This window comes from Microcoleus sp. CAWBG640, assembly GCF_020883015.1.
Lineage (GTDB): Bacteria > Cyanobacteriota > Cyanobacteriia > Cyanobacteriales > Microcoleaceae > Microcoleus > Microcoleus anatoxicus.
The window spans coordinates 100,689-117,671 of sequence record NZ_JAHRFC010000004.1; the positions used below are offsets into that span (position 1 = coordinate 100,689).

The following is a 16,983-nucleotide window of genomic DNA, read 5'->3' on the forward strand; positions in this document are numbered from 1 at the left end:
GGAGTTAAATCTGATATCAGGCATCATCTGAGCTAAACCCAAATTTAACTCACTCTGCGGTGTCACTAAACAGGAGTGGAACTCTCAGAGTCCGATCGCTTTGATGGCAATTCGGCCTCCTCTTAGTCAGCAATTTTGCAGATGGACTCTCGGAGTTTGGCTACCAGTAACAAATTTAGTTTTCTGTTTTGGTTTTCTGTAAAGTATCGGCAATATATTTAGCATGAATCTCGATTCACCAATTCTCTGTGACCAAGAGCCTTCGCGACTGCGGATGGTCAGACCCATCGGAGTCTACGCACTGCACGGCATTACGTTTTTAGGCAATAGATTGTTCGCTGTCGATCGGACAGAAGGGCTACTATTGGAGATCGATCGAGAAACTGACAACACTACTGTTTTAAATCCTTGTCAAACAGCTAAGTTTGCCGGTGCCACTGGCCTGGCTATCTGGGAAGATACTCTTTGGTTTGCAAGCGATGAGGATATTTGTTGCTGTCGCGGTGCCATTCGGGATGGAAAAGTCGGGGAACTGAAACCGGAACATTTTGTTTCCCTTTCTTATCCGGCTGACGGGATTGCTGTGTGGCAATCTACACTTTATGTTACCTGTCAGAGACTGGGCTATATTCTGGTTTTTGACTGCAATACAGGGCGCGAAATTACTCGATTTTACGCTCCTGGTATTGGGGTGGAAAATATTACTGTGCGGAATGAGGAACTTTGGGTTTGCGACAAGACTGAGCAAACTGTTTACTGTTTAGAACGGGCAAATGGGGATGTTAAATTTAGCGTTTTGACACCCTTTGAAAATCCTTCGGGCTTGGCTTTTCATCAGGATGCGGCAACTGGGGAAGAAGTTCTTTATGTGGCCTATGCTGGAGATGAACTTTATATCCGGGATGACCCGAATTCGGCAGATCCTTTTCAGTTGACTAAGCGCGATCGCACTTTTGTTCACCCTTTATATTTTCACTACAATCAAGCCGAAGGCTACGCTCTTTCCAACGGTTTTTTGATGGAAATGTCCTATGTCGAGGAACTGTCTCCCCTGGAGGAGGTAGCAATTGATAATTTGGAGTGGCGGATTGCTTTACCTTCGGAAACTCATCGGCAAAAGGTGAGGCAAATTACCCCGATTGGGATGCCTTTTACTGAGGAAATTCAGGAAGGGGAACGGGTAGCGGTGTTTAAGTTCGATCGGCTTCATGCTGGAGAACGGCGAATTTTTGGCTGGAAGGCTTTGTTGGAAGTTCGAGCAATTAAGTATCAGTTGTCGCCTAGGGATGTGGAAAAGATTCCTAAACTGTCGCCGGAGTTTGAAGCTAAGTATTTGGTGGATAATGATAATTTGGCGATGGATACGGAGATTGTGCGATCGGCTGCAACGGCTGCTATTGGCTCAGAAACAAACATTCTCAGAAAATTGCTGAGCATTCGTAATTTTGTTTATGACCAACTTGCTTACGGAATTAGACCACATATCGACACACCAGATATTGTGCTGCGCCGTGGTATTGGTTCCTGTGGCGAATACGTGGGGGTTTTGTTGGCTTTAGCCCGGTTAAATGGCATTGCTTGTCGCACAATTGGACGGTACAAGTGTCCGGCTTTTGCTGACAGAAAAGGTTTGCCACTGGAACCGGATTTCAATCACGTTTGGCTGGAGTTTTACATTCCGGGCTTTGGCTGGGTGCCGATGGAATCGAATCCTGATGACATCCAAGAAAGAGGGCCTTATCCTTTGCGCTTTTTTATGGGTTTAGCTTGGTACCATGTCGAAATTGGCAAGGGAATTCGCTTTCAAAGTCTGACAAGTGAGGGTCTTCCTGTGAAAAAAGAGAATGTTTCTGTGGGGAGTCTGGCAATTAATCATGTGAGGTTTACAATTTTGTCAGAGTTGCCAGCAATTTGAAGTTTTTAGTTAACTGTTAACTGTTAGTTGTTATTTTTTGGTGATAATCACTAATCACAAATAACAACTAACCCAGGTTCGATGCCCGATCCCACAGCTTCGCTCCCCGGTACGGGATTTAGGAGCAATTAACCTGAGTTGATCTAAAATCTAAAAGAGACTTCTGTTAAAAAGCTTGTCTGGAACAGACTGTTGAGGCCTGTTTCACAGTAATTTTGGCAGAGGTTTAATGTGAAGTAGAAGTTTGTCGGAGGGGTTGTGGAATTTTCTATTGCTAATGTTCTGGTTGTAGTCGCCTTTTTACTGCTGCTGATGGTTACGGGCGGGGTTGCCTATTTGACTGCGGTTGAGTGGGGCGATCGCAGACGGTTAGATGAGGCTAAACGGAAAAAAAAATAGCTACTGGCTATTGACAAATGGCAATTTTTATGATTTGAGATAAGGCGATCGAGTGCGATCGCCTTGTTTGACTGAGCTGGATTTATCTAGTGGATGCTTTCACATTTTTTCCTCATTGAAAAGCGGAAGACAACTTATAATTTTGGTGATTTTCGATTACTATAATTTTGTTGAATAATGTTGAATAATATTTATGAGTAAGCCCTATACAAGGTGAATTAAGCAAATCGAAGCAGAGGACACAGAACCATGAAATATACATTTGTTATCCAATTGTCAGAAGGCGATCGATGCTTTGACGCCCTACGAACCGAGAAACCGGGTTTTTTAACCAAGACTGAGGGTTTTAACCGAGTATTTTCGTAAAAAAACCCCCGGTGGTTGAACCCTTCGGCTGCGCAGGATAAACTGCGTCGAAACCCTGACCACCCGTGCGTCCGGGACTAAACTGGCGCGCATCTAATTTGTACACTTATTTTTATTTACATTTTGAATATTTCGTTTATTGCGGATATTGCACTTACAACAAGTGTAGTGTTATATTGAATTGAAAAGCCAAGTATCATGTCTAACAAATACTTACAAACCTTTGCCAGTCATGCTGCACAGGTTTTGCCTGATTGCAGCCTCAACGTGTTGAGCAGTAGAGTGAGTGGCTAAAATCAAGGGTTTAAACTCCTGATTATAGCCGATTGGTTTTCTACCTCCCAGAAAAACACATCAAAAGAGAGATTTATTATGTCGAGGCAAAAAGCGTCGCCAGAGTCAGTTTTAGTTAAAGAACCCGAAAAAGCATCAATAGACAAATTAGAGCAAATACTGAGCAGAGAATCTGCACAGCCGAAATTAGTCGGAAGTAACGGAGAAGAGATACTGATTCCCGAATCAGTTTACAGCCTTCTGCGTCAAATTGTGCATGCAATGGCATCAGGTCAATCTGTCTCGGTAGAACTTCATAATCCCGAACTGACAACGCAGGAGGCTGCTGAGATACTGAAGGTATCGCGACCCTTTTTTGTCAAGTTATTAAAGGAGGGAGCAATTCCTTATATCGAAGTAGGAAAACATCGGCGCGTCCTTTTTCAAGATGTAATTACCTACAAGGAACAGCGTCAAGTGAAGCGTCGCCAAGGAATGAAGGAATTAAGCCAATTTCTTCAAGAGGAGGGGTTTTACGAAGAAGGAGTATGCGAAATAGCTCAGGAGTAGAATGGAAACTCTATCTGTTATTGTAGACTCCTGTGTTATTTTCCCTATGCCTCTATGCGATACGTTGCTGTGTGCTGCTGAGGCTGAGTTGTACTGCGTTCATTTTTCACAAGAAATTCTAGATGGTGCTACTCGCAATCTTGTAAAAAAAGGAAGAATGACAGAGTTCAAAGCAGCTCGTTTTCAGGAAATGATCAAAAACACCTTTCCTGAAGCAATGGTCGAAGTGCCTGCAAGTTTGGTGGAAGCAATGACAAATCATCCAGGCGATCGTCATGTTTTAGCTGCTGCCATAATAGCAAAAGCCAATATCATCGTCACAGATAATCTCAAACACTTCCCGCAAGAGGCTTTAGAACCTTATGGGATTGAAGTCCAGCACCCTGATGTATTTCTGACTCAACTTTTTGATAATGACCCAGAATCAATGGTTGAGGTAATTCGGCAGCAGGCTGAGGATCTAAAGAACCCTCCTCAGACTGTTGCTGAAATTATTGAAAAATTAGAAAAAAATAATAGAGTCCCAGAATTTGCTAGTAGGGTTCGTTTATACGAATACTGCGATTTGGTAATTGACACTGCGAAACAAGCATTAACTGTCTTGGGAACTCCAGCAGTAGAAGGGGGTCGATCTTATGAAGGAGATCGATATCGACTCTGGATGAAAGGGCAAACTCTAACAATTACTGCTAAAGATAGCCGTGGCGAAATCCTGCGAGTTCAAAATATGGAAGTTAAGGGTAATATATCATCAGAAGATGTCAAATCATTCCAAATATTTGCTCAACGTTTAGAACAAGAATTAGCAACAAATGATGTTGACTAGCAATCAGCTCACTTACTGCATCCGATCGATCGTCCGATACTGCACCGCCTCCGCCACATGATTGGTTTTCAAACTTTCATCCCCCGACAAATCCGCAATAGTCCTAGCAACCTTCAAAATGCGATCGCTAGCCCTAGCCGAAAGCCCCAATTTCCGAATCGCCATCTCCAATAAATTTCGAGAAGCATCATCCAACTGACACCAGGTGTTAATGTGGCTGCTTTGCATTTCCGCATTACACCGCAAACTAGATTCTGACCTAAAACGGTGAGTTGCGATCGCCCTTGCGCGCTGTACCCTCACCCGCACCGGTTCCGACTCCTCCCCCGTCGGCTGTCGAGTAATCTCCTCCGGCTTCAAACGATTCACCGCCACTTGCAAATCAATCCGATCCATCAAAGGTCCAGAAAGTTTTGCCCAATATTGCTCCCTCTTTTGTGGCGAACAAGTACACTGTTGAATCGCGTCACCATAATAACCGCAAGCACAAGGATTTGTACTCGCAACTAAAGTAAATTGAGCCGGAAACATCACCGATTGTCTAGTTCGAGAAATTGTCACATAACCATCTTCCAACGGTTGGCGCAAAAACTCCAAAACATCTCTTTTAAACTCAGTTAATTCATCCAAAAAAAGGATACCACGATGTGCTAAAGAAATCTCACCAGGACGCGGAAAACTGCCGCCACCTACCAGAGAAGGGCCCGATGCTGAATGGTGAGGACTGCGAAAAGGTCGATCGCCCACCAAACTACCCTTATCCTTCAGCAACCCCGCCACCGAATGAATTTGAGTCACATCCAAAGCCTCCTCAAAGGTCAGCGGCGGCAAAATACCAGGCAAACGTCTCGCTAACATAGTCTTACCGCTCCCTGGCGGCCCGACAAAAATCAAATTGTGTCCCCCCGCCGCCGCAATTTCCAAAGCCCGCCGCGCGTGAACTTGTCCTTTTACATCTTTTAAATCTAAACCCGGAATCCGCGTTTTTGCTAACTCTTGTCTACCGTTTACTTCTACAGGCGAATAAACTTCAGGATTGTTTAAAAAATCAGTAACTGCAAAAATATTCTCAAAACCATAGACAGATATTCCCTGTACCAATGCCGCTTCTTGTGCATTACCAGCGGGTACAATCAATCCTGAAATACCCATTTTGGCAGCAGCAGCGGCGATCGGCAAAACCCCAGCTACAGGGCGCAAACTTCCATCTAAAGAAAGTTCTCCTAAAAACAAATTATCTCCCAAAAGCTCACCGCTGACCTGTTCCGATGCTGCTAAAATACCAATGGCGATCGGCAAATCAAAACTCGGCCCTTCCTTCCGCAAATCCGCCGGAGTCAAATTAATCACAATACTCCGCATCGGAAAAGCATATCCCGAATTTTTCAGCGTCGCCCTAACTCTTTCCTTAGCTTCTTGGACCGCAGAATCGGGCAACCCCACCACCACAATTTTTGGTAGCCCTCCCGACACATCCGCCTCAACACCAACCTTTACCGCGTCAATTCCAACAATCGATGCACTCCAAACCCTAGCAAGCATTATTTTTTATCCTTGTTCGGCTATCTTGTCCCCACTCTCTATTATCATTAATGATGGAGCAAGAAACTCGGAACAGTAGAAAAAACTTTTCTCTTTTACTCCTAACAACTGCCAACTGACCCTTCGACCCTTCGACTTCGCTCAGGGTACGTCAATTACAAACTGCCAATTACCAACTGCTTTCATAACTCATGACAACTAAAGAAACCATTTTCAGCAAAATCATCAGCCGAGAAATTCCCGCCGACATCGTTTATGAAGACGACTTAGCCCTGGCATTCCGAGATGTGAATCCCCAAGCACCGGTGCACATTTTGGTAATTCCTAAAAAGCCTATTCCAAAATTAGCCGATGCAGAGTCTGGAGATCATGCTCTCATGGGACACTTACTGCTAACTGTCAAACTGGTAGCAGAACAACTCGGACTTAGTAATGGCTATCGAGTTGTGATTAATAATGGGAATGATGGTGGTCAAACTGTCGATCATTTGCACCTTCATATTCTGGGCGGACGACATATGAAATGGCCCCCTGGTTAAAAAACGATTCAAAATATGATTGGCAATTCAATACTCTTAACTAACTCTCTTCTTCCAAATACTCTATAACACTTTGCAAATCTTCCAATCCTCGGTTCAATCGGTTAAGCATAGCTTCCCCCATTTCACTATCAAAGTTAAGTTTAGAATTTTGCAAAGCTAACTCTTGAATTGCCTCTAGCCATAATGACAGCGGTACATTGCGAACAGCTTTCCGTAAGCCCATATTTGCCAATACTGCGAGATGAAAACCTGTTAAATTTTGTCCCCCATAGTTATAGAAACCATTCCATAGTTCTAGCTTTTCGGGAGTGTAGGCATCGTACTGATCGAAGGTGATTGGTGTCGGATCGAGTTGAGGTTGTGGTAGTGGTGGTCTATCCATAGGTTTTTACCTTTGAGATTATGATCTATAGCAATCCTAAATCATTTGTGAATTTCTGACTCCCTCCCCTTAATAAGGGGAGGGTTGGGGTGGGGTAAAAAACTTTACGACTCCTGCAAGGATTGCTATATCTATATTAGTACCTAATTAGCCACAATTTTCAAATATGGACTTGATCGGGCGATTTTTCCACAAATAAACGTATTAACCAATTAGTGAACTTTACTGCGACATCTGTGTGAGGACGCAGAGCTTGACTTGTAATTGCCTTTCCCAAAGGATAACCTGGTTCATCATGCCAAGCAAGATATGTATGAATCACTGCTTTACTGCGATGCACTTCTTTGAATGTTGTTACTTGATTATCTTCTGCCTGTGCAACACATCCTCTCGCAAAAGCCAAAGATTCTGGTTCTGCAAGTTCCGCGCAGAAGTCTTCTAACATACCAGAAGTTTGATTATTAGGCATCTGTCAAAATCCCAGTTTAGGTTCATCTAAAGAAGTCTCGACTACCGTGCCATCAGCATCAGGTTTGCTCGGAAACCTATAGCTGTAATGTTGCAACTTGCCTCTTATACTTTGCCATCTGCCTTCAACAGAAGGGTTGTCAGCATCAAGCATAACTCCTATTACTTGAGGAGGATTAGGACCTATAATCAGCGCATTTAATCGTTTCAAAACCCCGATATCTGAACCACATTGATATATACCAAAAGTCTCAGGAACATTATGAGCTTTGCATAAAGCCATAACAACATGGCAATCATTATCTCCTTCAACAAGTAAAACTCGATCTGTATCTTGCTTGCAAACACTGTTCTCCAATAGGAGGTAATTTATGACCGTGGAAAAGATGTCGCACAGAATTACTGATAAAATTTTGGGAATGTGGCTGAGCTTCACTAAACCAAGTCTCTTGCCTTGACTTGAGAAGGTCAAGCAGGACTATAGCGGAAGCATTGCTGGTTTAGAGTAACCATAGCTTTCTCCTAAACTTCTATTTCTAGTTAAACATCATTCATTTCAAATTTCAACCAGTCGCCCTTAAAAGTTAATGCGGCGGTAGACTTCGGACATCGGAAGTTCTATATTTAAGCTGTGCAGGACGATCGCGCGATCGAGCCCATCATAGACTTGCCATTGCCAGCGATCGCCCGACGGGCGATCGCAATTGTAATACTGCTCAATATATGGTTCAGTCTGACTAACCAGCAGATATTCACAAAAACTGGGAATAGAGCGATACTTTCTGAACTTTTCAGTTCGATCGTAGGCTTCGGTAGAGGGCGAAAGAACTTCGACAATCAGTAAAGGGTTGAGAATTTCATCCGTGCGATCAGCATTGAATTCTGGTTCGCCATTCACTACCATCAAATCAGTGTAAGTTCCGCGCTGATATTCGGGAATCCAAACCCGCAAATCACTGTTATACAAGCGAAAATCTGTGTCTCTGAGCAAAAATCCCAAATAAATTAACAAGTTACAAGCGATCGCGCTGTGGACTTCTGAACCTCCTGACATAGTGATAATCTCCCCGTTGCAGTATTCGTGACGTTCTTCAGCAGTTTCCTCCATCGCCCGGTATTCATCTAGAGTGAAGCGAGTCTTGGTCGGTTCTGGAAGAATGGGCGGTTTGGTTGAAGCAATCACCACGATCGCACCTCCTAAATAATTAGACCTCTTTTTGATATTATAATCATATCATCAAATTAATAGCTAAAATCTCTAAAAATGCCTTATTTAACAGTAGCTAACGACATCAAAGCGCTCATCGCTAAATTTGCCCAATCTACAATCCTGTGGATTGATACAGAAATAGCAGATTATATATCTAACCCCAAATTGTCTCTGATTCAGGTATTAGCTGACTCCAGAGACTTGACTGGCGATGCTACTTTTCTACTCGACCTCTTGGATAGACCAGAATTAGTCAAAGAATTCATAGACAAAATCATGGTCAATCCCAATATTGAAAAAGTGATGCACAATGCTAACTATGACATCAGATTTTTGGGAAATGATGATGCCCAAAATATCACTTGCACCTTAAATATGGCGAGAAAAATTCCTTATTATATTCTACCATTGCCCGATCGCAAATTGAAGACTTTAGTAGAAAAGATTTGTAATATTAATTATGTAGACAAAACAGAACAGGGCGGTGATTGGGCAAAGCGTCCCCTGACAGAAAAGCAGGTAGAATATGCCAAGATGGATGTGGTGTATTTAGCGAGAGTCCATTGCCACCTGCTAGAAATATTTCACAAATCTTATCCAGATCCAGCCAGTGAAAACTTGACTGCATTGGGGGAGAAATATCAGAATATAGAAGCTCGGTGGAAACCGCTAGATTCAGAATTTGCTGAGGTGAAAGAACGAATTAAAACTGGGATGGTGTCCCAAAAACTGAAAGACAGTGCTTATTTTGAGCTATCCAGTTCGATCGCGATGAAAGTAGATTTTATGACGCTGACCAATCTGACACAAGCTGAGAGGATTGAGTTGCATTTTCCGGTGACACTGACGAAGGAAATTCAAAGACAGTTAGGGCAACTGATTGAGCATCCATCTTTGGAAGTAGAAGAGGTGCAGAGTTGGCGGTTGCTTTTTAACGCACAGCAGCGAAGAAAATCAACTAATCAAATTGCGCCACGACCTGTGAGTGATGATTTAATAGTGTTGGGGGAAAGGTACAAGGAAATTTTACCTGAATGGAAATTCTTGGATTCCGAAGTTGACCATTTAAAAGAGCGTGTTAAAAAAGCAATGATGGCGCAAAACAAGGGAAACACTCCTCATTTTAAGCTGTCGAGTTCTTGTTTGATGAAAGTAGATTTTGCGAGTTTGGCAAGACTGGTACAATCTGTGGGAATTGAGTTGGACTTTAGGGTGACGCTGACTCAATATATCCAAAAACGGTTAGGGGAAGCTATTAATCAAATTGATGTGCAAATTGAGTATATTACCAGTTGGCGCATGAGGGCTAAGACGGTGGAAGATGAAGATGAGGAAATTCCGTTTTGAATAGACATATCCCATAATTATTGTGGGGGGTAGGGGTGAGGCATCCAACTAGCCCTTAACAAACAGTGTTTTTGCTAGAGGTCTAATGTTCTTTTAGGGCCCAGACAACTTCTGGGAAGTTGAGGATTTGGGTATTTGCCGATCGCACTTCCCGACAATGGCAAAAATTATCTATGCTAACGTAGGCAAGCGATAATGCTTGGTGTTAAAGGCGATCGACCTAATTTAAGAAAGTGGCGGGGGAACTCCGTCACTCAAAAAAGCCTTTGCAAAAAAGGAAAAAGAAGCCTGCGGTCTAACTGTACTCAGTTGACCGTCAGGTTTGTTCACAACAAATTATTTGATTGAGGAGCAGTGTATCCCCTATGGCAAACCTAATCGGCACAGACAGCAATGATTTTCTGCTCGGAACTCCCCAAGGCGATCGCATTCGTGGCTTAGATGGCGATGACACGCTCTTGGGTGCCGCAGGAGATGACACCCTAGAGGGCGATAGTGGCAACGACCAAATCATTGGAGGCGATGGAGCCGATTCGCTCTTTGGTGGTGAAGGAAACGATGAACTCATTGGCAGCCAAGGCCGTGATACCGTCAGCGGTGGCAACGGCGATGACTCCATTCGCGGCGGTTTGGGCAACGACATCCTCGATGGCAACGACGGTAGCGACACCGTGTTCGGAGACGCTGGCGACGACTTAGTTCGTGGCAACGCAGGCTTGGATGTGATTGCTGGCGGTACTGGCAACGACACTCTCACCGGCGGTGATGGCGACGATTCGGTATTTGGGAATGGTGATGACGACTTTCTCTACGGAGATGCCGGCGATGATTCTCTCAACGGCGGTAGTGGTAGCGATCAATTATTTGGCGGTGATGGCAAGGACTACTTCAGAGGTGAAGATGGCAACGACACTTTATACGGTGGTGCCGGTACCGATTCGCTCTACGGAGACGGTGGCAATGACCAGATATTTGGCGGCAAGGCTAACGATACAGTCGTTGGCGGCACTGGTTCCGATACCATGCGGGGCGATGAAGGCGAAGATTTGCTACAGGGAGGTGAAGATAATGATTTCCTGTTTGGTGGCAAAGGTCGCGATATTCTTGACGGTGGTTTTGGGGATGATTCCTTGGCTGGTGGCCTGGGTGACGATACACTTTTGGGCGGTTTTGGCAATGACAATTTATTTGGGGCAGAGGGTAATGACTGTTTGAGCGGAGGTGAGGGTTCAGATACCCTGACTGGTGGAAGTGGCAGTGATATATTTGTGCTGGGAGCAGGGCCTGGCAGTCTGGCTTTAATTACTGATTACAACGAGGCCGAAGATTTCTTTGGACTGCCGACTAATTTATCTTTTACTGACTTGGCAATTACCCAAGGCAACGGTTCAAACCGGAGGGATACAGTAATTACGACGAAGAAGGACGGGAAGCTGTTGGCAATTTTGACAGACACTCCGGCGGGCTTAATTGAGGCTACTGATTTTGTATCTGTGACTGGGACGGTTCCTGTCAGACCAACTACAACTACAGTTACAACTACAGTTACAACTACAGTTACAGATCCGACAACTCCGACTCCGACAACGGCGACAACTCCGACTCCGACAACAACGACAACTCCGACTCCGACAACGGCGACAACTCCGACTCCGACAACGGCGACAACTCCGACTCCGACGACGACAACTCCGACTCCGACGACGACAACTCCCACTCCGACGACAACAACTCCCACTCCGACGGCTTCGAGGATTCCTTCTCCCCCGACAATTAACCTGCCCGATTCTCCTTTGCTGACGATTAGTTCGATCGCCCCAACACCTACCCCCGGACTTTTGCCAATACCCGGCCAGACACCGATATTTCCCTCGATGCTGCCGAGTCCGATACCCGTACCTCCTACACCTTTCGGATTTTAGGTGAGATGCGATCGCGGGAGCTAGTTATGAGTTATGAGTTAATTTAAAACTCATAACTCATACCCTCAAAACTATTTAAGAGCTTGCGAATTCTCAGCCGATTCACCATCAGACTCGGCTGGAGAATCTTCTAGCAGAGATAGTTCTTCCGTGTAGCCTAAGAGCTCGCGCAGTTTCATCCGGTGGATGTAAGGCCAGCCACCATTGGCCTCTATATTCCTGAGCAGTTTATACAGTGCTTGGCGGTTTTCGGGAAAAGACGCTTGAAACAAACCGTCCCGAATTTCTCGGTGCGAACTTTCCAGTGTCCGCAGCAAAGCCAAAAGCAGCACACTGTCTTCCTGACAACTTTCGGCTAAAGTCCGAATCGCCTCTGTCAGGGATTGCAGTTGAGACTGCAACTTTCCTGACTCTAAATCTTTGCCGTTGTCCATACCGCTGCTTCCTTTGAAATCTACAAAGCGTTTGTGCCCAACCTGAGTATCAGCAGACTAAATCGAGCTAGTCGCGATCGCCATTCGGGGTCATAAGCAACGTAACTTAAGTAGGTTGACCTAGGCAATATTAATTTGTAGTCTAAGTCAAGAAAAGAGCACAACCCGTCGTACCATGTGTATTGTGCTACGATCCGCAGATTTTGAGAAATCCTAAGTTATGGCTTAATTTCGCCGTACTCGCTCGACTTTTTGAGTCAAAGCCGGTGAGAGCTTTCGGATGGTTGGACTGGCATAGCCTGCTCGCGAGCAATTATATTTTGCTCGAAGTAGGGTTTTTTCTTAATATAATCCGATGTTGGATATTGAGGTTTGGAATGAAATATCGTTCTTTAATTGTGGCACTTTTAGCATTTTGCATGAGTGCACTGGTGGCTTGTTCTTCTGCTCCTGATACAACGGTAGCGACTACGGAGTTACTCACCTACGACCAGATTAGAGGTACTGGATTGGCAAATAACTGCCCTAGCTTGGCAGAAACTTCTCGCGGCTCGATCGCCATTGAAGCGGGTGCTACCTATAAGCTCACTGGTTTGTGTTTGCAGCCCACCACTTATTTTGTTAAGGAAGAACCAGCAAATAAACGCCAAGAGGCAGAATTTGTACCTGGTAAATTGCTGACACGGTTCACGTCTAGCATTGACCAAGTTCAAGGTACTCTCAAGGTTGGTACTGACGGCACTCTGACTTTTACAGAAGAAGACGGCTTGGACTTTCAAGCAATTACGATTCAGCTACCAGGTGGAGAACAAGTACCTTTCTTGTTCACCATTAAAGAGTTAGTTGCTAGTTCCGACCCAGGAGTAGTTGCTATCAATACTTCCACAGATTTGCAAGGGACTTTCAACGTTCCTTCTTACCGCAGCGCTGGCTTTTTAGACCCTAAAGGTCGTGGCGTTGCCACTGGCTATGACAATGCTGTAGCCCTTCCTGCTTCTGACAATTCCAAGCGTGTGCGGGCTAATGTTAAGTTAGCTGATACCAGCACCAAGGCGGGTAAAATTTCTCTCCAAGTTGCTAAAGTAGACAACACCACCGGAGAAGTTGGCGGTATTTTTGAAAGCATACAGCCTTCTGATACAGATTTGGGAGCTAGACCTGCTTTGGATGTAAAAATCCGTGGCATCTTTTATGCTCGCATTGAGCCTTCTGTATCCTAGAATTTGACTGGACGGTCGATCGCACGCTTAGTAGTTTCTTACTCTAAAGATACTACTCTTTATTGATTAGCCAACAGTAGGAAGGAATGTAACTGAGGACTGTTGACTAATCAATAAATTTATGATTTAATTATTATTGTTTGTGGGTTGTAAACTTTTATTTTTTAATTAATTAAAGTATTGCATTAAAACAAATTTTGACTTACAATATCCAGTGTAAAAAATCCGAAAAATTATATTTGTAAGACCCTACGGGTAAAATCATACCCGCGCAGGACTCCACCAAATCACTGCACCTTCCCCAAGCTAAACAGATGTGTCGGCTGTCACAGCTATCAAGTGCTAGGATTACACCAATTAAATAGGAATTTTTTAGACTAGATTAGAAATCTACGATGCTTGCGGAAGGTAAATTTATTGGAATCCCTGCGAAGTAAGAATCCCCACGCCTAAAGGCCTGGGAGTATCAAATCTAAGGTCAAATCACTGCTCTGCTCTACCAGCCCCTATGCCACTATGTCTACCACAGTCCCAAACGAACTAAAAACCGAAAACTTGCAATTGTTGCGCGAGTACCAAAGTTCTGCATCCAACGAAGTCCGCAATCAGTTAGTTAAACTCAATATTGGATTGGTGAGAAAAGAAGTTCACCACTGGCTCAACCAGTGCGGGGAAAGCTACGATGACTTGCAGCAAGTTGGGTGTATTGGTTTGATCAGAGCCATTGAGCGGTTTGATTTATCCAAGGGACACGCCTTTAGTTCCTTTGCAATTCCCTACATCCGGGGGGAAATTCAGCACTATCTACGGGATAAAAGCCCTTCGGTGCGAGTTCCGAGACACTGGTTATCGCTGGAACGCAAATCTGTATCAGTGATTAAGGATTTGCAAGTGCAGTTCAACCGAAATCCTACAGATGCGGAAATCGCCGCGGTGTTGGAAGTTTCTGTGGAAGAATGGCGAGAAATTAAGCTAGCCCACCTCAACCGCGAACCTCTGAGCTTGGATGCGCCGGTGCAAGATGAAAATGAGGGGACTACTTGTCTGGGAGCATTAGTTCCTGATAGCAAGTATCGCAGCTTTCAGTTGGCTCAAGAAGACCAAATTCGCGTACAGCAAGCTTTGTCTATGTTGGAACAACGAACTCGTGAGATATTGGAGTTTGTTTTTCTTTATGATTTGACACAGAAGGAAACGGCTGAACGCTTGGGTATTAGTGCGGTGACTGTTTCTCGGCGTGTTAAGAAGGGGCTGGATTTGCTCAAAGAGATTATGACTAAACAACTGTAGTTATTGGTTATTGGTCAGTGGTCATTGGTCAGTGGTCATTGGTCATTGTTCATTGTTCATTGGTCATTGGTCATTGGTCATTGGTCATTGGGAACAAATAACAAACAACAAATAACAAATAACAAACAACAAATAACAAACAACAAACAACAAACAACAAACAACAAATAACCACTGACTACTAACGAATTTTTAGACGTGGCGGATAAATTTATCAAGCCTTTCCACAGCTTTTTTGATTGTGCCTAAATCGGTGGCGTAAGACAAGCGAATGTGGTCATCTGCACCAAAAGCAATGCCGGGAATAACTGCTACTTTTTGCTGTTCTAATAAAGCTTCGGAAAATTCTAGAGAAGTCATGCCAGTTTTGCTGATATTGACAAACATATAGAAAGCACCGTCGGGTTTGGTGCAGCTAATTCCGGGGATAGCATCGAGTAATTCAAATATTACTTCACGGCGCTCGGCAAAAGCCAGACGCATTTTTTCCACGGATTCTTGGCTGCTTTCCAAAGCTGCGATCGCACCGTACTGTGCAAAGGTACACACGTTGGAGGTACTATGTCCTTGAACGGTACTGGTAGCTTTGATTAATTCGATCGGTCCTGCTAAATAACCGATGCGCCAGCCAGTCATCGCGTAAGCTTTGGCAAAACCGCTGCTGATAATTGTGCGATCGAATATTTCTTTGCCCAGGGAACCGATGCTGACGTGTTGAGCGCCGTCGTATATAATTTTTTCGTAAATTTCGTCAGAAACGACTAAAATATCTCGCTCAACTATCACCTCAGCTAGTGCTTTGATTTCCGCTGGACTATACACCATTCCCGTAGGGTTAGATGGCGAATTGAGGACAAATAACTTGGTGCGGGGGGTAATGGCTTGACGCAGTTGTTCCGGGGTGATTTTATATCCGGTAGAAGCATCAGTCTGGACAATTACTGGCTTACCGCTGGCTAGTTTGACCATTTCTGGATAACTCAGCCAGTAGGGAGCAGGGATAATTACTTCGTCTCCCGGCTCAATCAGAGCCATCATTAGATTATAGAGAGAATGCTTACCACCGTTGCTGACAATGATATTCTCAGGTTGATAGTGGAGATTGTTGTCGGAGCGGAGTTTACGGGCGATCGCAGCTTTTAACTCCGGTTCCCCCGCCGCTGGACCATACTTAGTTTTACCACTGTCTAAAGCTTGCTTTGCCGCTGCTTTAATGTGTTCTGGGGTATCAAAATCTGGTTCTCCTGTACTCAAACTACAGACATCAATCCCCTCGGCCTTCATGGCTTTTGCCTTAGCTGCGATCGCTAAGGTGATGGAAGGAGGAACTTCGCCCACTCGTGCTGCCAACTTAATCATTGGATTTTAGATATGAGATTTTTGACTTTAGATCTTAGGGCGAAAAATCTGAATATTCAACCCTGTTGTTAGGAAATTATGACATTTCCTTGGGTGGTAGGTACTGTTTTAACCAATTCAAAAATTAAACGCTAAAAAAATATTAGTTTTATTTTTTATTTTTAGTTTCTAATTTTTGACATTATTGGTGTACCATTTTTGATGCCTTGTTACTCTTAACCCCCCACTTTACAAGCTTATGGATCTCAAATCTCTGATTCGCGATATTCCTGATTTCCCAAAGCCGGGAATCATGTTTCGAGATATTACAACTTTGTTGCGAAACCCCCAAGGACTGAGCTATACCATTGACAGTTTAGCCGAAAAATGCTCTGCAATGTCTCCTGATTATATAGTTGGTATGGAATCGCGGGGCTTTATATTTGGGACTCCTTTGGCTTATAAAATGGGAGTGGGCTTTGTTCCCGTCCGCAAGCCAGGGAAATTGCCTGGAGAAGTTTATTTCGCTGAGTATGAGTTGGAGTATGGTGTCGATCGCCTGGAAATGCACCAAGATGCGATGACACCGGGTAGTAGGGTGCTAGTGGTGGATGATTTAATCGCCACTGGGGGGACAGCGGCTGCAACGGCTAAGCTGTTAGAACAAGCTGGCTGCCAACTGGTAGGTTTTGCTTTTGTAATTGAATTGCAGGCTTTGGGCGGCAGACAGAAATTGCCCGATGTACCAATTGTGACGCTAGTTGAGTATTAGTAAGTTGACTGTTGACGGTTGACTGTTGACTGTTGACTGTTGACGGTTGACTGTTAACTGTTAACTTTTGAATAAAGACTTTTTAACCGCAGAGGCCGCAGAGGACACAGAGGAAGAGAGTCAGAGCAGAGAGAGATGCATTATTCCGATACTAACGGATTTGAGCT

At 44.2% G+C, this 16,983-nt stretch carries 15 protein-coding genes and 1 pseudogene; 10 read left to right on the forward strand and 6 right to left on the reverse strand.

Annotated features, from left to right (window positions below; genetic code table 11):
- Nucleotides 1–223 precede the first annotated feature (223 nt).
- The 4 genes from AAFP11_RS03560 to AAFP11_RS03575 all read left to right on the forward strand — a co-directional run bounded on the left by AAFP11_RS03560 (nt 224) and on the right by AAFP11_RS03575 (nt 4,349).
- The gene (locus AAFP11_RS03560; protein ID WP_341735780.1) at nt 224–1,915 is read left to right on the forward strand and encodes a transglutaminase domain-containing protein; all 1,692 of its coding nucleotides are present in this window, start codon (nt 224–226) and stop codon (nt 1,913–1,915) included.
- A gap of 258 nt (nt 1,916–2,173) precedes the next feature.
- A complete protein-coding gene (locus AAFP11_RS03565) occupies nt 2,174–2,314 on the forward strand; it encodes a hypothetical protein (RefSeq protein ID WP_341735781.1) in 141 nt (46 codons plus the stop codon).
- Between the two features lie 738 nt (nt 2,315–3,052).
- Nucleotides 3,053–3,523 carry a helix-turn-helix domain-containing protein gene (locus AAFP11_RS03570; RefSeq protein WP_341735782.1) on the forward strand — a complete coding sequence of 157 codons (471 nt, stop codon included), beginning with the start codon at nt 3,053–3,055 and terminating at the stop codon, nt 3,521–3,523.
- A gap of 1 nt (nt 3,524) precedes the next feature.
- On the forward strand, nt 3,525–4,349 hold the full coding sequence (locus AAFP11_RS03575) for a hypothetical protein (RefSeq protein WP_341735783.1): 825 nt from the start codon (nt 3,525–3,527) through the stop codon (nt 4,347–4,349).
- A 12-nt stretch (nt 4,350–4,361) separates the two neighbouring features.
- Here AAFP11_RS03575 and AAFP11_RS03580 read toward each other — a convergent pair whose 3' ends face one another.
- Entirely contained in the window at nt 4,362–5,891 is a 1,530-nt protein-coding gene (locus AAFP11_RS03580) for a YifB family Mg chelatase-like AAA ATPase (RefSeq protein ID WP_341735784.1), read from the reverse strand.
- Nucleotides 5,892–6,082: 191 nt separating this feature from the next.
- On the opposite strand from AAFP11_RS03580, the gene AAFP11_RS03585 reads away from it, so the two are divergent.
- The gene (locus AAFP11_RS03585; RefSeq protein ID WP_341735785.1) at nt 6,083–6,430 is read left to right on the forward strand and encodes a histidine triad nucleotide-binding protein; all 348 of its coding nucleotides are present in this window, start codon (nt 6,083–6,085) and stop codon (nt 6,428–6,430) included.
- Nucleotides 6,431–6,470: 40 nt separating this feature from the next.
- On the opposite strand, the gene AAFP11_RS03590 is transcribed toward AAFP11_RS03585, so the two are convergent.
- The 3 genes and pseudogenes from AAFP11_RS03590 to AAFP11_RS03600 form a co-directional block, all read right to left on the reverse strand.
- Nucleotides 6,471–6,815, reverse strand: coding sequence for a hypothetical protein (locus tag AAFP11_RS03590; RefSeq protein WP_341735786.1), 345 nt, complete (start codon nt 6,813–6,815; stop codon nt 6,471–6,473).
- 160 nt (nt 6,816–6,975) lie between these two features.
- Nucleotides 6,976–7,719 (reverse strand): annotated as a pseudogene (locus tag AAFP11_RS03595) (DUF3226 domain-containing protein).
- Nucleotides 7,720–7,860: 141 nt separating this feature from the next.
- Nucleotides 7,861–8,469 carry a Uma2 family endonuclease gene (locus tag AAFP11_RS03600; RefSeq protein ID WP_341735787.1) on the reverse strand — a complete coding sequence of 203 codons (609 nt, stop codon included), beginning with the start codon at nt 8,467–8,469 and terminating at the stop codon, nt 7,861–7,863.
- 78 nt (nt 8,470–8,547) lie between these two features.
- Between AAFP11_RS03600 and AAFP11_RS03605 the strand changes: the two genes are divergently transcribed.
- Together AAFP11_RS03605 and AAFP11_RS03610 are read left to right on the forward strand one after the other, a co-directional pair.
- Nucleotides 8,548–9,840, forward strand: coding sequence for a ribonuclease D (locus tag AAFP11_RS03605; protein ID WP_341735788.1), 1,293 nt, complete (start codon nt 8,548–8,550; stop codon nt 9,838–9,840).
- A 365-nt stretch (nt 9,841–10,205) separates the two neighbouring features.
- On the forward strand, nt 10,206–11,762 hold the full coding sequence (locus tag AAFP11_RS03610; protein WP_341735789.1) for a calcium-binding protein: 1,557 nt from the start codon (nt 10,206–10,208) through the stop codon (nt 11,760–11,762).
- A 71-nt stretch (nt 11,763–11,833) separates the two neighbouring features.
- On the opposite strand, the gene AAFP11_RS03615 is transcribed toward AAFP11_RS03610, so the two are convergent.
- Nucleotides 11,834–12,196 (reverse strand): hypothetical protein, encoded by a 363-nt coding sequence (locus tag AAFP11_RS03615; protein WP_341735790.1) that lies wholly within the window; start codon nt 12,194–12,196, stop codon nt 11,834–11,836.
- Between the two features lie 377 nt (nt 12,197–12,573).
- Here AAFP11_RS03615 and AAFP11_RS03620 point away from each other — a divergent pair, with 377 nt between their 5' ends.
- Nucleotides 12,574–13,416 carry a photosystem II manganese-stabilizing polypeptide gene (locus AAFP11_RS03620; protein WP_341735791.1) on the forward strand — a complete coding sequence of 281 codons (843 nt, stop codon included), beginning with the start codon at nt 12,574–12,576 and terminating at the stop codon, nt 13,414–13,416.
- Between the two features lie 516 nt (nt 13,417–13,932).
- Nucleotides 13,933–14,706: an RNA polymerase sigma factor SigF gene (locus AAFP11_RS03625; RefSeq protein ID WP_341735792.1), complete on the forward strand. Its 774-nt coding sequence runs from the start codon at nt 13,933–13,935 to the stop codon at nt 14,704–14,706.
- Between the two features lie 192 nt (nt 14,707–14,898).
- Here the strand turns inward: AAFP11_RS03625 and AAFP11_RS03630 are convergent, their stop codons facing one another.
- Nucleotides 14,899–16,065, reverse strand: a complete 1,167-nt coding sequence (locus AAFP11_RS03630) for a pyridoxal phosphate-dependent aminotransferase (protein WP_341735793.1) — start codon at nt 16,063–16,065, stop codon at nt 14,899–14,901.
- A 238-nt stretch (nt 16,066–16,303) separates the two neighbouring features.
- On the opposite strand from AAFP11_RS03630, the gene AAFP11_RS03635 reads away from it, so the two are divergent.
- The gene (locus AAFP11_RS03635) at nt 16,304–16,816 is read left to right on the forward strand and encodes an adenine phosphoribosyltransferase (protein ID WP_341735794.1); all 513 of its coding nucleotides are present in this window, start codon (nt 16,304–16,306) and stop codon (nt 16,814–16,816) included.
- Nucleotides 16,817–16,983 lie beyond the last annotated feature (167 nt).

Coding starts and splice junctions, on each gene's coding strand:
- AAFP11_RS03590 (WP_341735786.1), bottom strand. CDS start 6,815: ATGGATAGACCACCACTACCACAACCTCAACTCGATCCGACACCAATC.
- AAFP11_RS03620 (WP_341735791.1), top strand. CDS start 12,574: ATGAAATATCGTTCTTTAATTGTGGCACTTTTAGCATTTTGCATGAGT.
- AAFP11_RS03575 (WP_341735783.1), top strand. CDS start 3,525: ATGGAAACTCTATCTGTTATTGTAGACTCCTGTGTTATTTTCCCTATG.
- AAFP11_RS03615 (WP_341735790.1), bottom strand. CDS start 12,196: ATGGACAACGGCAAAGATTTAGAGTCAGGAAAGTTGCAGTCTCAACTG.
- AAFP11_RS03625 (WP_341735792.1), top strand. CDS start 13,933: ATGTCTACCACAGTCCCAAACGAACTAAAAACCGAAAACTTGCAATTG.
- AAFP11_RS03635 (WP_341735794.1), top strand. CDS start 16,304: ATGGATCTCAAATCTCTGATTCGCGATATTCCTGATTTCCCAAAGCCG.
- AAFP11_RS03630 (WP_341735793.1), bottom strand. CDS start 16,065: ATGATTAAGTTGGCAGCACGAGTGGGCGAAGTTCCTCCTTCCATCACC.
- AAFP11_RS03570 (WP_341735782.1), top strand. CDS start 3,053: ATGTCGAGGCAAAAAGCGTCGCCAGAGTCAGTTTTAGTTAAAGAACCC.
- AAFP11_RS03585 (WP_341735785.1), top strand. CDS start 6,083: ATGACAACTAAAGAAACCATTTTCAGCAAAATCATCAGCCGAGAAATT.
- AAFP11_RS03580 (WP_341735784.1), bottom strand. CDS start 5,891: ATGCTTGCTAGGGTTTGGAGTGCATCGATTGTTGGAATTGACGCGGTA.
- AAFP11_RS03560 (WP_341735780.1), top strand. CDS start 224: ATGAATCTCGATTCACCAATTCTCTGTGACCAAGAGCCTTCGCGACTG.
- AAFP11_RS03605 (WP_341735788.1), top strand. CDS start 8,548: ATGCCTTATTTAACAGTAGCTAACGACATCAAAGCGCTCATCGCTAAA.
- AAFP11_RS03610 (WP_341735789.1), top strand. CDS start 10,206: ATGGCAAACCTAATCGGCACAGACAGCAATGATTTTCTGCTCGGAACT.